At 70.1% G+C, this 15,085-nt stretch carries 16 protein-coding genes and 1 tRNA gene; 11 read left to right on the top strand and 6 right to left on the bottom strand.

The features are described 5' to 3' along the window. The first annotated feature begins 83 nt into the window (after nt 1–83). A complete protein-coding gene (locus tag EDC82_RS07245) occupies nt 84–872 on the top strand; it encodes an ABC transporter ATP-binding protein (RefSeq protein ID WP_115296220.1) in 789 nt (262 codons plus the stop codon). Nucleotides 873–878: 6 nt separating this feature from the next. Further along, on the top strand, nt 879–1,685 hold the full coding sequence (locus EDC82_RS07240) for an RNA methyltransferase (protein ID WP_006945348.1): 807 nt from the start codon (nt 879–881) through the stop codon (nt 1,683–1,685). 101 nt (nt 1,686–1,786) lie between these two features. Here the strand turns inward: EDC82_RS07240 and EDC82_RS07235 are convergent, their stop codons facing one another. From EDC82_RS07235 to EDC82_RS07225, 3 genes are read right to left on the bottom strand one after another with little or no spacing between them, the layout of a single operon-like run. Further along, complete coding sequence (locus EDC82_RS07235; RefSeq protein WP_006945378.1) at nt 1,787–2,329, bottom strand: YbhB/YbcL family Raf kinase inhibitor-like protein; 543 nt, start codon at nt 2,327–2,329, stop codon at nt 1,787–1,789. 55 nt (nt 2,330–2,384) lie between these two features. After that, on the bottom strand, nt 2,385–2,762 hold the full coding sequence (locus tag EDC82_RS07230) for a DUF3037 domain-containing protein (protein WP_131941046.1): 378 nt from the start codon (nt 2,760–2,762) through the stop codon (nt 2,385–2,387). Then, entirely contained in the window at nt 2,759–3,547 is a 789-nt protein-coding gene (locus tag EDC82_RS07225; RefSeq protein WP_006945433.1) for a HipA family kinase, read from the bottom strand. The genes EDC82_RS07230 and EDC82_RS07225 overlap by 4 nt, the downstream gene beginning before the upstream one ends. Before the next feature lie 32 nt (nt 3,548–3,579). On the opposite strand from EDC82_RS07225, the gene EDC82_RS07220 reads away from it, so the two are divergent. From EDC82_RS07220 to EDC82_RS07185, 8 genes are all read left to right on the top strand, one after another. Beyond that, nucleotides 3,580–4,362: a 1-acyl-sn-glycerol-3-phosphate acyltransferase gene (locus EDC82_RS07220; protein ID WP_131941044.1), complete on the top strand. Its 783-nt coding sequence runs from the start codon at nt 3,580–3,582 to the stop codon at nt 4,360–4,362. A 48-nt stretch (nt 4,363–4,410) separates the two neighbouring features. Next, nucleotides 4,411–6,522, top strand: a complete 2,112-nt coding sequence (locus EDC82_RS07215) for an ATP-dependent DNA helicase RecQ (protein WP_131941042.1) — start codon at nt 4,411–4,413, stop codon at nt 6,520–6,522. A 29-nt stretch (nt 6,523–6,551) separates the two neighbouring features. After that, nucleotides 6,552–7,598 carry a glucose 1-dehydrogenase gene (locus EDC82_RS07210; protein WP_131941040.1) on the top strand — a complete coding sequence of 349 codons (1,047 nt, stop codon included), beginning with the start codon at nt 6,552–6,554 and terminating at the stop codon, nt 7,596–7,598. Beyond that, nucleotides 7,595–9,025 carry a DNA polymerase IV gene (locus EDC82_RS07205; RefSeq protein ID WP_006945471.1) on the top strand — a complete coding sequence of 477 codons (1,431 nt, stop codon included), beginning with the start codon at nt 7,595–7,597 and terminating at the stop codon, nt 9,023–9,025. Before EDC82_RS07210 ends, EDC82_RS07205 begins: the two co-directional genes overlap by 4 nt. A gap of 89 nt (nt 9,026–9,114) precedes the next feature. Further along, nucleotides 9,115–9,564, top strand: a complete 450-nt coding sequence (locus EDC82_RS07200) for an NfeD family protein (protein WP_006945462.1) — start codon at nt 9,115–9,117, stop codon at nt 9,562–9,564. Nucleotides 9,565–9,625: 61 nt separating this feature from the next. Further along, nucleotides 9,626–10,882 (top strand): SPFH domain-containing protein, encoded by a 1,257-nt coding sequence (locus EDC82_RS07195; RefSeq protein ID WP_006945464.1) that lies wholly within the window; start codon nt 9,626–9,628, stop codon nt 10,880–10,882. A gap of 85 nt (nt 10,883–10,967) precedes the next feature. After that, nucleotides 10,968–11,052: transfer RNA gene (locus EDC82_RS07190), tRNA-Leu, on the top strand. 79 nt (nt 11,053–11,131) lie between these two features. Next, nucleotides 11,132–12,457: a M20/M25/M40 family metallo-hydrolase gene (locus EDC82_RS07185; RefSeq protein WP_006945438.1), complete on the top strand. Its 1,326-nt coding sequence runs from the start codon at nt 11,132–11,134 to the stop codon at nt 12,455–12,457. On the opposite strand, the gene EDC82_RS07180 is transcribed toward EDC82_RS07185, so the two are convergent. After that, nucleotides 12,458–12,658, bottom strand: a complete 201-nt coding sequence (locus tag EDC82_RS07180; RefSeq protein WP_038568187.1) for a DUF5703 family protein — start codon at nt 12,656–12,658, stop codon at nt 12,458–12,460. A 37-nt stretch (nt 12,659–12,695) separates the two neighbouring features. Between EDC82_RS07180 and EDC82_RS14520 the strand changes: the two genes are divergently transcribed. Further along, a complete protein-coding gene (locus EDC82_RS14520) occupies nt 12,696–13,034 on the top strand; it encodes a primosomal protein (protein ID WP_160126208.1) in 339 nt (112 codons plus the stop codon). A 71-nt stretch (nt 13,035–13,105) separates the two neighbouring features. Here the strand turns inward: EDC82_RS14520 and EDC82_RS07170 are convergent, their stop codons facing one another. After that, nucleotides 13,106–14,080, bottom strand: a complete 975-nt coding sequence (locus tag EDC82_RS07170) for an aldo/keto reductase (protein WP_131941036.1) — start codon at nt 14,078–14,080, stop codon at nt 13,106–13,108. Then, a complete protein-coding gene (locus EDC82_RS07165; RefSeq protein ID WP_131941034.1) occupies nt 14,071–15,075 on the bottom strand; it encodes a magnesium and cobalt transport protein CorA in 1,005 nt (334 codons plus the stop codon). The genes EDC82_RS07170 and EDC82_RS07165 overlap by 10 nt, the downstream gene beginning before the upstream one ends. Nucleotides 15,076–15,085 lie beyond the last annotated feature (10 nt).

Raw genomic sequence — 15,085 nt, 5'->3', positions numbered from 1 at the left:
GGTTGGGCGCCAGGCGCGTCCACGACGTCATCCGTGCCGTGTCGCGTGGCATTCGACCCCGTCGAGTCAGTAGGGTCACGGGTATGAGCGATGTGTTGTCCCTCTCCGGGATCGGTGTCACGCGCGGCGCGCAGAAGCTGCTCGACGACGTCTCGTGGGAGGTGGAGGAAGGCGAGCGCTGGGTCGTCGTCGGCCCCAACGGCGCCGGCAAGTCGACACTGCTCAACGTCGCCGCCGGTCGCATGCATCCCTCGACGGGCGTCGCCGGCATCCTCGGCGAAGTGCTCGGCGCCGTCGACGTGTTCGAGCTTCGCCCCCGCATCGGCCTCGCGACGGCGGCCCTCGCCGAGCGCATCCCCGCCGGTGAGAAGGTCTCCGACGTCGTCGTCACCGCGAGCTACGGCATGGTGGGACGCTGGCGTGAGAAGTACGACAGCTTCGACCACGAACGCGCACGCGAACTGCTCGACGAACTCGGCGCCGCGCACCTCGCCGAGCGTCGCTTCGGCACGCTGAGCGAGGGGGAGCGCAAGCGCGTCCTCATCGCCCGCGCCCTCATGACCGACCCCGAGCTCATGCTGCTCGACGAGCCCGCCGCCGGGCTCGACCTCGGTGCCCGCGAAGACCTCGTGCAGCGCCTCACCGCGCTCGCCGAGGACGTCGACGCACCGGCGCTCGTGCTCGTCACCCACCACGTCGAGGAGATCCCGCCGGGCTTCACCGACATCCTCATGCTGCGCGAGGGCCGCGTCGTCGCCGCCGGCCCGATCGAGTCGACACTGACGGCCGAGAACCTCTCGGAGACGTTCGGTCTCGCGCTCGAGCTCGATCGTCACGGTGAGCGCTGGAGCGCCCGCGCCGCGCAGGCCTGATCGCCGGTGCCGATCCGCATCACCTCACCCGACGACGATCGCGTCGCCGACTACTTCCGCCTCACCGACGTCGCGCTGCGCAAGAAGCTCGAAACCGAGCGCGGCCTCTACATCGCCGAGAGCGAGAAGGTCATCCGCCGCGCCCTCGCGCGCGGCGATCGTCCCCGCAGCTTCCTCATGGGCCAGCGCTGGCTCGACGACCTCGCCGACATCGTCGCGGACGCCGAGGCCGCCGACGTCCCCGTGTACGTGGGGGAGGCCGACGTCATCGAGTCGATGACGGGTTTCCATCTGCACCGCGGGGCTCTCGCGTCGATGAACCGCCCCGCGCTGGCCTTGCCCGAAGAACTGCTGCGTGACGCGCGGCGCGTCGTCGTGCTCGAGGACATCGTCGATCACACGAACGTCGGTGCCATCTTCCGATCGGCCGCGGCGCTCGGCGTCGACGCCGTCCTCGTCACCCCGCGCTGCGCAGATCCGCTGTACCGCCGCTCGGTGCGCGTGTCGATGGGCACCGTGTTCCAGGTGCCGTGGACGCGCATCGACCCGTGGCCCGGCTCGGTGACGCGACTTCAGGAGGCCGGATGGACGGTCGCCGCGATGGCGCTGGCTGACGATTCCGTAACGCTCGACGAACTCGCGGCGCGTGAGCCCGAACGCCTCGCGCTCGTCATGGGCACCGAGGGCGACGGCCTCGGAACGCGAACGGTCGCCGCGTGCGACGTCACCGTCCGCATCCCAATGGCAGGTGGCGTCGACTCGCTCAACGTCGCGGCCGCCAGCGCCGTCGCGATGTACACGCTACGCGTGTGACGGGGCGCGCCGAGGCCCCGACGTCGACGAGCATCCACTCGTGGGCATCGGGGCCTCGTGCTGTGTCGGCTGGCAGCCGCTGAGATCAGTGGCCGGGACGATCAGTGACCGTACAGGCCCGTCGTGACGCCGCGTGCGACGGTCTGGAAGACGGCGTTGAAGCTGAGGACGGCGGGCGTGACCGAGTCGTCGATCGCGAGAGGGTCACCCTCGATCGCGTGGACCGCGAACATGTATCGGTGCTTGCCGTCACCTCCGGGCGGGCACGGCCCCATCCAGCCCTTGACGCCGCCATCACCGGCGACGTGGAAGGCGCCCTCGGGCAACGCGGCGTCACCCGATCCGGCGCCCTCGGCGAGTTCGGTGACGTCCGCCGGGATGCCTGCGATCGCCCAGTGCCAGAAGCCCGACGGGGTCGGCGCATCAGGGTCGAAGCAGGTGACGACGTACGACGTCGTCGTCTCCGGCGCACCGCTCCACGACAGCTGCGGCGAGACGTTCTGCCCGTTCACGCCCCAGCCGTCGTAGACATACGCCTCGGTGAGGTCGCCGCCGTCGCTGAAGCTCGTGCTCGTGACGGTGAGGGCCGGGAACACCGGCAGGTGGTCGTAGGGGTTGGGCGCAGTGGCTCGTTCGATGCTCATGGTTCGACCCTACCGACCGCGCACCAGGATTGAGCGGGTATGGGCCTGAGCCAGCTCAGCGCACGAGCCGGTCGACGAGACGTTCGAGGGTGGCGCCCGGGTCGTTGCTGACCCCGCCGTGCATCGGGCCCGGCTGGACGATCGTCGAACGCGGCGCGCTGATCCAGCCGAAGCGTTGCCCCAGCTTCGGCAGGTCAGGGCGCCCGGGGCACGGCTCGCCGCGCACATCGGCGCACAGCGAGGCGAGCGACTGCTCGACGTCTCCGGCGGCGAGCGTCGGAGCGAACGCGGCGAGGCGGGTCGCGTCGAGGTGGAAACGGGCGTCGAGGAAATCGGCCATCTGCGCGTAGAGCGCGACGCCGACGTTGAGGAACTCCTCGCGCTCGATCGACGGCACGAGACGCAGCACGACGTACTGGTAGCCGACGCTCATCGCATCTCACCCGCGAACGCCGGCGACCATGCTTGCGGGGCGGCGAGGCGCGCGAGCAGGTTCTCGACGTAGGCGGCGCGCACGTCGTCGGCGTGCGGCATCGACTCACTCGTCTCGAGCCATTCGTCGGGCACGAGCGTCAGGATCTCGCGCAACAGGCCAGGGGTGACGAGCGCAGCAAGACGCTCGTGTGCGGCCGCTGCGGCCGCGGGCGAGGGGTCGACCACCCCGGCCATGATGTGGGAGCCCAGATCGAAGCGCTGCGCCGCGAAACGCTCCGGGTGGGAGCCCTTCGACGGCCACGAGTAGTGGAAGTACAGCGCCGCACCGTGGTCGATGCACCACGTCTGCCCGTGCCAGCGCACGAGGTTCGGGTTGTGCGGGGTGCGGTCGATGTTCGCGGTGAACGCATCGAGCCACAGGATCGTGGCGGCCTCGTCGGCGGGCGGCGGGATGGAGCCGTCATAGGCGAAGGCGCCCGGCAGCAGGTCGACGCCGAGGTTGAGCCCGACGCTCGCCGTCAGCAGATCTTGCACCTCCTCGTCGGCCTCGTACTTCGCGATGGCCTCCGGCAGCTCGACGAGCTCGAGCTCGGGCACCCGCAGGCCGAGCGCACGGGCGAGTTCGCCGACGACGACCTCGGCGACGAGCACCTTGAGCCCCTGGCCGGCTCCGCGGAACTTGACGACCCACGTGCCGAGGTCGGAACCCTCGACGACGCCGGGCAGCGAGCCGCCCTCACGCAGGGGGACGACGAAGCGCGTCGCCTCGATCTGTTGCAGCACCGCGTCAGCCTAGCGGGATTAGGCTGGTGGACATGGAACTCGTCTACCCTCCCGTTCTCGCCATTGCGCGCAGCCTCTTCGCCGCGCAGGGGCTCAAGTTCACCCTCGTCGGCTCCGAGAACCTGCCGCGCACCGGTGGCGCCGTCGTCATGATGAACCACTTGTCGTACATGGACTTCACGTACGCGGGCTTCCCGGCGATCAAGCAGCGCCGCGTCATCCGATTCATGGCGAAGAAGGAGGTCTTCGACCACAAGATCTCGGGCCCGCTCATGCGCGGCATGAAGCACATCGCCGTCGAGCGCGGCAACGGCGCGCAGAGCTACCGCGACGCCGTCGCTGCCCTGAAGCGCGGCGAGCTCGTCGGCATCTTCCCGGAGGAGACGATCTCCCGCTCATTCGAGCTCAAGTCCTTCAAGACCGGCGGCGTGCGCATGGCGCAGGAGGCCGGGGTGCCGATCGTGCCGATGATCCTGTGGGGTTCGCAGCGTGTGTGGACGAAGGGCAAGCCGAAGCGTCTCGGGCGCACGAACACGCCGATCACCGTCGCCGTCGGTGAGCCGATGACGTACGACGAGACGCTCAGCCCCGAGGAGAACACGCAGCGCGTCAAGGACGCGATGCAGAAGCTGCTCGACGCGGCACGCGCGAATTACCCGACGCTGAGCGGCGCCGACCTCGAGTTCCTGCCCGCCTCCATGGGTGGCACCGCGCCGACGCTCGAGGAGGCCGAGGCCGACGACGCCCGCATCGCCGCCGAGCGGCGTCGCAAGCGTGCCGAGAAGGCTGCGGCGGCGTCCTCGTCTAAGGCCTGAATCCGCGTCGTTCCGGGGTTGTCGGTGTCTCGTGCCACAGTTCGTCCCATGAACGCTGAACAGGACACCGGCTTCGACACCGTCGCCTCCTCCGTGCTGCGCGCCCTGGCCGGGCCGGACGCTCGCCTGCGCGACGATCAACGTGTCGCGGTCGAGGCGCTCGGTCGGCCCGGCGCGCGCGTCGTCGTCGTCCAGGCGACAGGGTGGGGCAAGTCGGCCGTCTACTGGGTGGCAACGGCGATCGCCCGCAGCCGCGGCGCGGGGCCGACGCTGGTCGTCTCACCACTGCTCAGCCTCATGCGCGACCAGGTGGCCGCCGCCGAGCGTGCGGGGCTGCGGGCCGCTGCGATACATTCCGGCAACCTCGACGCCTGGGGCGCCATCGAGCAGGCCGTGACGGCCGGGCAGCTCGACGTGCTGCTCGTCTCGCCAGAGCGCCTCGCGAACCCGACGTTCGGTGAACGCGTCATGCGTTCGCTCGCGGGTGATCTGGGGCTGCTCGTCATCGACGAGGCGCACGCCCTGTCCGACTGGGGGCACGACTTCCGCCCCGACTATCGCCGCGTCGCCGACGTCCTGACGACGCTCAACCCGGCGACACCCGTGCTCGCGACGACGGCGACGGCCAACGAGCGCGTCACCGAGGATCTGGCGCAGCAGCTGGGGGAGGCCTCCCTCGTGCTGCGGGGGCCGCTCGCCCGCTCGTCGCTGCACCTCGCGGTGCTGCCGGAGATGACGGCGTTGCAGCGCTACGCGTGGGTCGTCGACCATCTCGCGTCACTGCCGGGCAGTGGCATCGTCTACACCCTGACGGTCGCGGACGCCGAACGTCTCGCGGCGGCTGTGACGGCCGCGCACGGTGATGAGCTGCCTGTCGCTGCGTACACCGGTCAGCTCGAGGCCGCTCAGCGAGAACAGCTCGAGGACGATCTGCGCCACAACCGTGTCAAGGCGCTCATCGCGACGTCAGCGCTCGGGATGGGCTACGACAAGCCCGACCTCGGTTTCGTCGTCCACCTCGGCGCGCCGGCGTCACCGGTGTCGTACTACCAGCACATCGGGCGTGCGGGCCGTGCCATCGACTCGGCCGTCGTCGCGCTGCTGCCCGCCGCGGGCGACGAGAACATCTGGGAGTACTTCGCGACGGCGACGATCCCGAAGAAGGAGCAGGTCGCGACGCTCCTGACCGCACTGCAGGCCGCGGCCGAGCCGATGAGCGTCGTGGCCCTCGACGCGGAGACGGGCCTGCGACGCAACCGGGTCGAGCTGCTGCTCAAGCAACTCGCCGTCGACGGCGTCGTCGAGCGCACCCCCGACGGCTGGCGCGCCACCGGCGTCGAGTGGAGCTTCGACGAGGAGCACTACGCGGGCGTCATCGCGACGCGGGAGCGCGAGGCCGACATCATGCGCCGCTACATCGCCGGCGCCCAGTGCCTCATGAAGCTTCTGCGCACGGCCCTCGACGACCCCGAGGCCGCCGACTGCGGCCAGTGCTCGGTCTGCCTGGGCCACCTGCCCGAGCCGCTGACGACGGACATCGACCCCGCGACGCTCGAACGCATCGCGGCGGTGCTGCGCGCCGAGACCATCACCCTCGAACCGCGCAAGATGTGGCCCGGTGGCGCGTTCGGCACCCGCGGGCGCATCCCCGCGAACCTCGCCGCCGACCCCGGGCGGGTGCTCATCCACGCCGACGCAGCCGAGTGGGAGGACGAGCGGCGAGAGGATCGGCGCGCCCAGGGCACGCAGGAGGCGTCGCAGGCGCTGCAGGAATCCGCGGTGCGCGTGCTCGCGGCCTGGTCGAAGACGTGGCGCCAGCGCCCCTCATGCATCGTCGCGCTGCCGACGCGGGTCGGCTCGGGCGAGGTCAGCACCGCCCGGGTCGAGTCGCTGGCCGCGCACCTCGGCGCCGCGGGCAAGCTGCCGCACACGACGTGGAACGTCGTGCCGCCCAACGTCGGCGATGCCTCGGGCGCCGAGGTGGCGACCGCGTGGCGCGAAGCCCTCGCCGGGAGCGCTCCGCAGGTCGCGGGAGCGAGCGTCCTGCTCGTCGTCGACACCTCGTCGACGACGTGGGAGCCCACCGTCGCCGCGGCCGCGCTACGCGAGGCGGGCGCCGTCTGCGTCCTGCCGCTGCTGGTCCACCGAAGCGTCGGATGACCTCCTGCCCGGGGCCTAGAGTTGGAGTCATGCGCGCACTCACCGTCCTGCCCCTGAGCAAGGATTCCCTCGCCGTCACCGACATGCCCGACCCGACGCCCGGGCCCGGCGACCTGCTCGTCGAGGGCATCGCCCTCGGCGTGTGCGGCACCGACCACGAGATCGCCGACGGTGCCTACGGCTGGGCGCCCGAGGGCGCCGAGCGCCTCGTCCTCGGCCACGAGTCGCTCGGGCGCGTCCTGCAGGCTCCCGAGGGCTCCGACTTCGCCGAGGGCGACCTCGTCGTCGGCATCGTCCGCATGCCCGACACCGTGCCGTGCGTCGCGTGCGCCGCGGGGGAGTGGGACATGTGCCGCAACGGCGAGTACACCGAGCACGGCATCAAGCAGATCCACGGGTTCGGTTCGCAGCGCTGGAGCATCCCCGCCGACCACGCCGTCAAGCTCGACCCGTCGCTGGAGAAGGTCGGCGTGCTGCTCGAGCCGACGACCGTCGTGACGAAGGCCTGGAAGCAGGTCGAGCGCATCGGCGCCCGCGCGACGTTCGCGCCGAAGAAGGTACTCGTCACCGGTGCCGGGCCGATCGGTCTGCTCGGCGCGCTCATCGGCGCCCAGAAGGGCCTCGACGTCTACGTCCTCGACCGGCCCACCGACGGTCTCAAGCCCGAGCTCGTGCGCGACCTCGGCGCCACCTACGTCACGGGCGACGTCGTGGAACAGATGCAGCAGATCGCCCCCGACGTCGTCATCGAGGCCACCGGCGCGGTGCCCGTCATCTCGGGCGTGCTCGCCAACAACGTGCCCTACGGCATCGTGTGCCTGACGGGCATCTCCGCGCCGAAGGAGCAAGAGGTCGACCTGGGCCACATCAACCGCGACCTCGTGCTCGACAACGGAGTCGTCGTCGGCTCGGTCAACGCGAACCTGCGTCACTACCAGGGCGCGGCCGAGGTGCTCGCGAAGGCCGACAACGCCTGGCTGGAGCGACTCATCACGCGACGCGTGCCGCTCGAGAAGTTCGCCGAGGCCTTCGAGCGCCGCGACGGCGACGTCAAGGTGGTCATCGACCTGGTGTGAGAGACGACGCCAGCATCGTCCACGTCGACCTCGACGCGTTCTTCGCCTCGGTCGAGCAGCGCGACAAGCCGAGCCTACGTGGACGCCCCGTCATCGTCGGTGGTACCGGCCTGCGCGGCGTCGTCTCGACGGCGTCGTACGAGGCGCGAGCGTTCGGCGCCCGCAGTGCGATGAGCACCGCCGAGGCACGGGCCATCTGCCCGGCCGGCACGGCGTTCCTCTCGCCACGGTTCGAGGCGTACCGCGCGTCGTCGCTCGCCGTCATGGCCGTGCTGCGCGAGCTGTCGCCGCTCGTCGAGCAGGTCTCGATCGATGAGGCGTACGTCGACCTGCGCGGCGCCGACCTCGAGGTCTCGAGCACCGCGCACGTGCGCGAGGTGCTCGAGACCCTACGCCGTGACGTCGCCGACGCAACGGGCGGTTTGAGCGTCAGCGCGGGGGCGGCGTCGTCGAAGATGCTCGCGAAGATCGGCTCCGACCTGAACAAGCCGGCGGGCATCACCGTCGTCGAACCGGGCAGCGAGCTCGAGTTCCTCGCGCCGATGTCGGTGCGCGCGATCAGCGGCGTCGGCCCGGCGACTGCGGCGCGGCTGCGCACCTTCGGTGTCGAGACGGTCGAACAGCTGCGCGCGATGACGCACGTCGATCTCGTCAGCATCTTCGGTGAGCGTCACGGGCATTCCCTCCACGAACTGGCGCGCGCCCGCGACGATCGGGACCTCACCCTCACCCGCGAGGCGAAGAGCGTCTCGCACGAGGAGACGTTCGAACGCGACGTCCACGATCGCGCCGTGCTGCGCCGCGAGATCGAGCGCATCGCGCAGGCCGTCTCCGCTCGCTGCGAGAAGGCCGGAGTCTTCGGGCGCACCGTGCACCTCAAGGTGCGCCTTCCTGACTTCAGTTCGTTGACGCGCAGCTCGACATCACCGACCCCGAGCCGTGACGCCGACGTCATCGCCCGCACGGCTCAGCGCCTGCTCGACGGGCTCGACCTCGCGCAGGGTGTGCGTCTCATCGGTGTGGGCGTCAGCGGTTTCGTCACGCACGCGCAGTCGGGGCTGTTCGAACTCGAGGCTCCCGTCGACACGCCGGCCTTTCCCGAGGCTGTCGGTGAGTCGTCGACAGCCGCCACCCCCAGCAGCGACGACGCTGACCCCGACGCCGACGAGGCGCCGTCGACCCTGCCTCAGGAGTTGACGACGCGTTTCAGCCCCGGCACGACGCCGTCGTGGCGCCCCGGCATGGACGTGCATCACGACGAGTTCGGCGCGGGTTGGGTGTGGGGTTCAGGGCGTGGCCGCGTCACCGTCCGGTTCGAGGGCCCGCTCACCCCGAAGGGTCCGGTGCGTACCTTCGCCGTGGACGATCCGGCGCTGACGCCCGGCGAACCGCCGGCCTGGGACGACGCCGCTGCCGCGTCGCCGTGAGGTAATCGTTAGGTTCTCGGGTCGAACCGGACGAGCGTTCCACGTAGATTGCAGGTACGAAGTCGTCGAAGCGGGGAGCTGGACCGAGCATGAACAACAGTGCATGGCTGATGTGGCTGGGCGTCGCCCTCGCGATGGCCGCCGTCGAGGCTGTCACGGTCGACTTCGTGTTCATCATGCTCGCGCTCGGCGCGCTCGCGGGCGCGATCGCGTCGTACTTCGGTGCGGACTTCGTCATCAGTGCGCCGATCGCGGTGGCCGTCGCCGTCGGGTTGTTGTTCACGCTGCGCCCGATGCTGCGTCGCCGTCTGCGCCCGACGCGCGACAACACCGACATCGGGCCGCGTTCGGTCGTCGGTCAGACGGGGTTCGTCGTCGAGCCGGTCTCCGAGTCGCAGGGCCTCGTCAAGGTGCACGGCGACCTGTGGAGCGCGCGCACCGACGTGCGCACGACGCTGCCCCTCGGTTCGCCCGTCCACGTCATCGACCTGCAGGGCGCGACTCTGCTCGTCGACCCCACCACCACCGAGCGGCGCTGAGCGAGCACTCCCGCCAGCGTCCGCGCATCACGCCGGGTTCGCCCGGCCACAGGGAGGGAACATGTCCCCAGGACTCATCGTCGTCATCCTGCTGCTGGTCTTCGCGGTCGTCGTCGTCATGCGCACGATCCGCATCGTGCCGCAGCAGACGGCTCAGATCGTCGAGCGTCTCGGCTCGTACAACCGCACGCTGACGGACGGTCTGCACATCCTCGTGCCGTTCATCGACCGGGTGCGCGCGAACATCGATCTGCGTGAGCAGGTCGTCACGTTCCCGCCGCAGCCCGTCATCACGAGCGACAACCTCGTCGTCAGCATCGACACCGTCATCTACTACTCGGTGACGGATCCGAAGTCGGCCGTCTACGAGATCGAGAACTTCATCCAGGGTATCGAGCAGCTGACGGTGACGACGCTGCGCAACGTCATCGGTTCGCTCGACCTCGAGCAGACGCTCACCTCGCGTGACCAGATCAACGGGCAGCTGCGCGGCGTGCTCGACGAGGCGACGGGCCGCTGGGGCATCCGCGTGAATCGTGTGGAGCTCAAGGCGATCGACCCGCCGGCGTCGGTGCAGGATTCGATGGAGAAGCAGATGCGCGCCGAGCGTGACCGCCGCGCAGCCATCCTGAACGCCGAGGGTTTCAAGCAGAGCCAGATCCTCACGGCCGAGGGTGAGAAGCAGAGCCAGATCCTGCGCGCCGAGGGTGAGGCGCAGGCCGCCGTCCTCAAGGCCCAGGGTGAGGCGCGCGCCATCCAGCAGGTGTTCGACGCCATCCACCGCGGCAAGCCGACGCAGCGTCTGCTCGCCTACCAGTACCTGCAGACGCTGCCGCAGCTAGCGCAGGGCGATTCGAACAAGATGTGGGTCATCCCCTCGGAGGTCACCGACGCGCTGCGCGGCATCTCGAGCGCTCTCGGCGGCGACGCCGGGCGTCCGGGCGACAACGATGACGAGGAATGGGTCGACCCCGGCACGAACGACGACAACGCGTTCGCCGACACGAAGCTCGAGGACCCTCAGGTCGCGCTCGCCAACGCGCGTGGCCAGGTCGACCAGGCAACGAACGAGGCGGAGGATTCGACGTCCCGCCCGCAGCACCCTTCCGGCGCTGACGACGGTGTGCCCGCCCTCGGCGCATCGGCGATGCCGCAGGCGCCGCGCGGCGCGCAGACGAGGCCCGCCAGCGGGTCCGACGCCGGTCTGCAGCCCGAGCCGGTCGACGCTCCGCGCGAGACCCAGCAGCAGCCGCAGCGTCAGATCCGTCTGCCGCACCGCCCCGAGCAGGACGGCGAGCAGCCGACGGGCCACGCCTGAGCCGAGCCGATGTGCACTCCAAGCGAACGCCTGGTAATGTTTTTCCTCGTTGGAAGGGCGCGAAAGCGGCCGGAAAACACCACCTGTCCGGGTGGCGGAATGGCAGACGCGCTAGCTTGAGGTGCTAGTGTCCTTTATCGGACGTGGGGGTTCAAGTCCCCCCTCGGACACACTTCACGAGAACGCCCCGGTGAGATACCACCGGGGCGTTCTTGCGTGCTGCCCACGCAGGAATGAAAAGGTGGAGCCATGGCTTCTCAGACCTCCTCCGAATCCGACGTCCTGCGCATCTGCCGCGATCTGATCCGCATCGACACGAGCAACTACGGCCCGGGCACCGAGGGCCCCGGCGAGCGTGAGGCGGCCGAGTACGTCGTGGGCCAGCTACAGGAGGTCGGCCTCGAACCCGAACTGTTCGAGAGCGAGCCGGGGCGCGCGAACGTCGTCGTCCGCATCCCGGGGGCCGACCGCGAACGCGGCGCGCTCGTCGTCCACGGCCACCTCGACGTCGTGCCAGCCGACGCCGCCGATTGGTCGCACGACCCGTTCGCCGCCGACGTCGAGGACGGCTGCGTCTGGGGCCGCGGCGCCGTCGACATGAAGGACATGGACGCGATGATCCTCGCGACCGTCCGCGACTTCGCCCGCCGCGGCGTCACTCCGCCGCGCGACCTCGTCGTCGCGTTCTTCGCCGATGAGGAGGCCGGCGGCGTCAAGGGTTCGCACTGGGCCGTCGACCACCGTCCCGAACTGTTCGAGGGCGCCACCGAGGCGATCAGCGAGGTCGGCGGCTACTCCGTCACCGTGCCGAAGAAGGGCGGCGGCGACCAGCGCGCCTACCTGCTGCAGACGGGGGAGAAGGGCATCCGTTGGATCCGCCTCACCGCCCACGGCCGCGCCGGCCACGGCAGCGTCCCCAACGACGAGAACGCCATCGCGCGCCTCGCCGCGGCGATCGGCCGCATCGACGCCCACGTCTGGCCGCGCCAGTACGTCGCGAGCGTCCGCCAGCTGCTCGACGGTCTCGCCGACATCACGGGCACGACCTACACCGACGAGGACACCGACGCGCTGCTCGCGCACATCCCCGGCGCGCGCACCTTCGTCGAGGGGGCCCTCGCGAACGTGTCGAACCCGACGATGCTCGACGCCGGCTACAAGCACAACGTCATCCCGCAGACGGCGTCAGTCAACGTCGACTGCCGCTTCCTGCCCGGGCACGAGGACGAGCTGATGGACGTCATCGCCGAACTCGCCGGCGAGCACGTGACGATCGAGACGCTGCATCGCGACATCGCGCTCGACGCGCCGTTCGAAGGCCACCTCGTCGAGCGGATGAAGGACGCGCTGCGCACCGAGGACCCGGGCTGCGAGATCCTGCCCTACTGCCTGTCGGCGGGCACCGACAACAAGGCACTCAAGCAGCTCGGCATCAACGGCTACGGCTTCACACCGTTGCGGCTGCCGTCCGATCTGCTCTTCGCGCCGATGTTCCACGGCATCGACGAACGCGTGCCCGTCGAAAGCCTCGAGTTCGGGCAGCGGGTGCTCGCGCGTCTGCTCACCGACTGCTGATCAGAGCCAGCCGCCGTTGTCCTGCGGGCGCATGCGGATGATGCGGCGCCGCAACCAGATGCGGCGGACCCCACCGAGGTAGATGCGGGTGCGGGCCAGCTCCCAGTGCCCGTACTCGGCCTCGTCGGTGAGGCTCTGGCGGATGTCGCTGCGGCTCGCGTCACGCGCGAACGTGAGCGTGCGGTATTCGTACTCGGCCATCTGCACATTCTTGCGCGATCGGGGTAGCGTTTTCCACATGAACGCCGACCCGCGCGCTGCCCTCGAAGCCCTCACACTCGCTTTCGAACGTCACCTCGAGGCGTGCTCAGCGCGTCGCGGTGACGACGACCCCGCCGTCATCGCGGCATCCGACGCCCTGGCCGACGCGTTCGAGACCTACGACGACGCGTTGCTCAACGCGTTCAACGAGATGACGCCGCTCGTCCTGCTCGACGACGACGATTTCGATGATGATGACTTCGACGACGACGATTTCGATGACGACTTCGACGACGAGGACGACGATGACCTCGACGATGCTGACGACGAGACGAGCGGCGACGAAAAGCACCGCTCTGCGCGCGGCCGCGGCTGAGGCGAACGCCCCATTGGGCCGAACGCTCGGCCACGGGGGCCGAGCGTTCTGACGACCAAGGCCGCCCGCCGTCAGGCGCCGGCGACCTCGTCGAGCGCCACGACGATCTCGCGCGGCACACTCAGTTCGCCGGCGCGCAGCGCGACACGCAGTTGAGCCGCGGTGCGAGACCCCGCGACGACGGCGTCGATGCCGGGCGCGTGCAACGACCAGGCGAGGGCCAGTTCGGCGGGGTGGACGCCGAGGCCGTCGGCCGCCGTCGCGAGTGATTCGACGACGGCGCGCGTCGTCTCACGTGAGGCTCCGCTCGCCACGAGATCGCCGGAGGCGCGACGCGAATCGGCCGGCGTGCCGTGGCGGTACTTGCCCGTCAGCACGCCGCGCGCGAGCCCGGCGCCCGCGATGACGCCGTAGCCGCGCGCCGCGGCGGCTTCGACGACGTCCGTGGCGTCGGCGCGCAGCAGGTGATGTTCCACAGCGTGCGCGACGAGGTGGACGCCGCGCGCCGCGAGCAGGTGACTGACGTCGACCGCGCGCCATGCGGGCACGTCGCTCAGGCCGACGTCGCTCGCCCGGCCCGTCGTGACGGCCCACTCGAGTGCCGAGGCGACCTCGACGCTCGGGGTGACGCCGTCGTCACCCTCGACGAGCCACAGGTCGACGTGCTCGGTGCCGAGACGCTCCAGCGTCGCATCGAGCGCGGCCATGAGGCCGGCGCGGGAGGTGTCCGGGCCCGGGGCGAAGGGGAGCGCTCCGTGACGGCCGTTGCGCGCGACGAGCTGGTACTCCTCGCGCCGGAGGCCTTCGAGGGCCTCACGCAGCCGCACCTCGGCGGCGCCCGCGTCGACGTCATTCGTCTCGAACGTGTGCCCGCCGGCAGCGAGGTAGGTGCTCGCCATCTCCTGCGCGCTCTCCGCCGTCACGCCGCGGGCCCACCCGGAAACGCCGAGCACGAACGCGCTGACACGCGTCCCGCTGCCGTTGAGCACGCGCGTCGGCACCCGCGGCGCCGCGTCACCGATGTGGCGAACCACCATCACAACCATCCAGACTTCTTGAACGCGCGCCACAGCAGCACGCCGATCGTCGCGAGCACGGCGATCATCAGGTAGTACCCGTAGTAGAACTCGTACCCACCGCCGCGGCCGCCGAAGTGCACGGACGCCTCCAGCTCCGGCACCGAGTGGAAGTTCGTGCCGTAGATGCCGGCGAGCATCGTCGGCACCGTCGCGATGGCGACCCACGCCGAAATCTTGCGCATGTCGTTGTTCTGCTGCACGCCGACCTGCGACAGGTACGCCGACAGCACGTCCGACAGCAACCGATCGTAGGTCTCGATGTGCTCGCTGACGAGTTGCAGGTGATCGAGCACGTCACGGAAGAACGGCGCGAACCCCTCGTCGACGAACGACGACGCGACGAGGCGCCGCGTCGGCTCGATGAGCGGCTGCACAGCCCACCGCGCCTCGAGCAGTTCGCGCTTCAGTTCGTAGATGTCGCTGACGTCCGTCGTCACGCTCGGCGTGAACACCTGATGCTCGATCGCGAGGACGTCGTCGCTCAGCTCCTCGTCGATGGCGAGGTACTTGTCGACGACCGCGTCCATGACCGAGTAGATGACCGCGACGGGGCCCTTCTCCAGCAGCCTCGGATCGTGCTCCAACGCGGCGCGCACCGTCTCCAGCGGCGTCGGCTCACCGCGCCTGACGGTGACGACGAAGCGGTCGCCGACGAACACCATGAGTTCGCCGGTCTCGACGTCGGACGTCGCCTCGATGTAGCGCAACGTGCGCATGACGAGGAACGCCATGCCGTCGTAGACCTCGAACTTGGGGCGTTGCCCACCGCCGAGAGCGTCCTCGACCGCGAGGGGGTGCAGGCCGAGCTCCGTGGCGATGAGCGAGAACTCGCCGGCCGTCGGATCCTTCAACCCGACCCACAGGAAGCCGTGGTCGTGCTCGCGCAGATCGGCGAGCCCGGCGTGCAGGTCGCCGCAGTCGATGCGCTTGCCGCCGCGATAGACGGCCTGGTCGATGATCACCGTCGTATTC

The sequence above is a fragment of the Dermacoccus sp. SAI-028 genome (assembly GCF_004346775.1).
Taxonomy (GTDB): domain Bacteria; phylum Actinomycetota; class Actinomycetes; order Actinomycetales; family Dermatophilaceae; genus Dermacoccus; species Dermacoccus nishinomiyaensis.
Note: the sequence above shows the minus strand (reverse complement) of the source record. Positions and strands in the feature narration are given on the sequence as shown.

Bases quoted from the DNA above. Each gene is read 5' to 3' on its own strand.
- EDC82_RS07245 (WP_115296220.1), top strand. From the start codon at position 84: ATGAGCGATGTGTTGTCCCTCTCCGGGATCGGTGTCACGCGCGGCGCG.
- EDC82_RS07235 (WP_006945378.1), bottom strand. From the start codon at position 2,329: ATGAGCATCGAACGAGCCACTGCGCCCAACCCCTACGACCACCTGCCG.
- EDC82_RS07230 (WP_131941046.1), bottom strand. From the start codon at position 2,762: ATGAGCGTCGGCTACCAGTACGTCGTGCTGCGTCTCGTGCCGTCGATC.
- EDC82_RS07220 (WP_131941044.1), top strand. From the start codon at position 3,580: ATGGAACTCGTCTACCCTCCCGTTCTCGCCATTGCGCGCAGCCTCTTC.
- EDC82_RS07215 (WP_131941042.1), top strand. From the start codon at position 4,411: ATGAACGCTGAACAGGACACCGGCTTCGACACCGTCGCCTCCTCCGTG.
- EDC82_RS07210 (WP_131941040.1), top strand. From the start codon at position 6,552: ATGCGCGCACTCACCGTCCTGCCCCTGAGCAAGGATTCCCTCGCCGTC.
- EDC82_RS07200 (WP_006945462.1), top strand. From the start codon at position 9,115: ATGAACAACAGTGCATGGCTGATGTGGCTGGGCGTCGCCCTCGCGATG.
- EDC82_RS07195 (WP_006945464.1), top strand. From the start codon at position 9,626: ATGTCCCCAGGACTCATCGTCGTCATCCTGCTGCTGGTCTTCGCGGTC.
- EDC82_RS07185 (WP_006945438.1), top strand. From the start codon at position 11,132: ATGGCTTCTCAGACCTCCTCCGAATCCGACGTCCTGCGCATCTGCCGC.
- EDC82_RS07180 (WP_038568187.1), bottom strand. From the start codon at position 12,658: ATGGCCGAGTACGAATACCGCACGCTCACGTTCGCGCGTGACGCGAGC.
- EDC82_RS14520 (WP_160126208.1), top strand. From the start codon at position 12,696: ATGAACGCCGACCCGCGCGCTGCCCTCGAAGCCCTCACACTCGCTTTC.
- EDC82_RS07170 (WP_131941036.1), bottom strand. From the start codon at position 14,080: ATGGTTGTGATGGTGGTTCGCCACATCGGTGACGCGGCGCCGCGGGTG.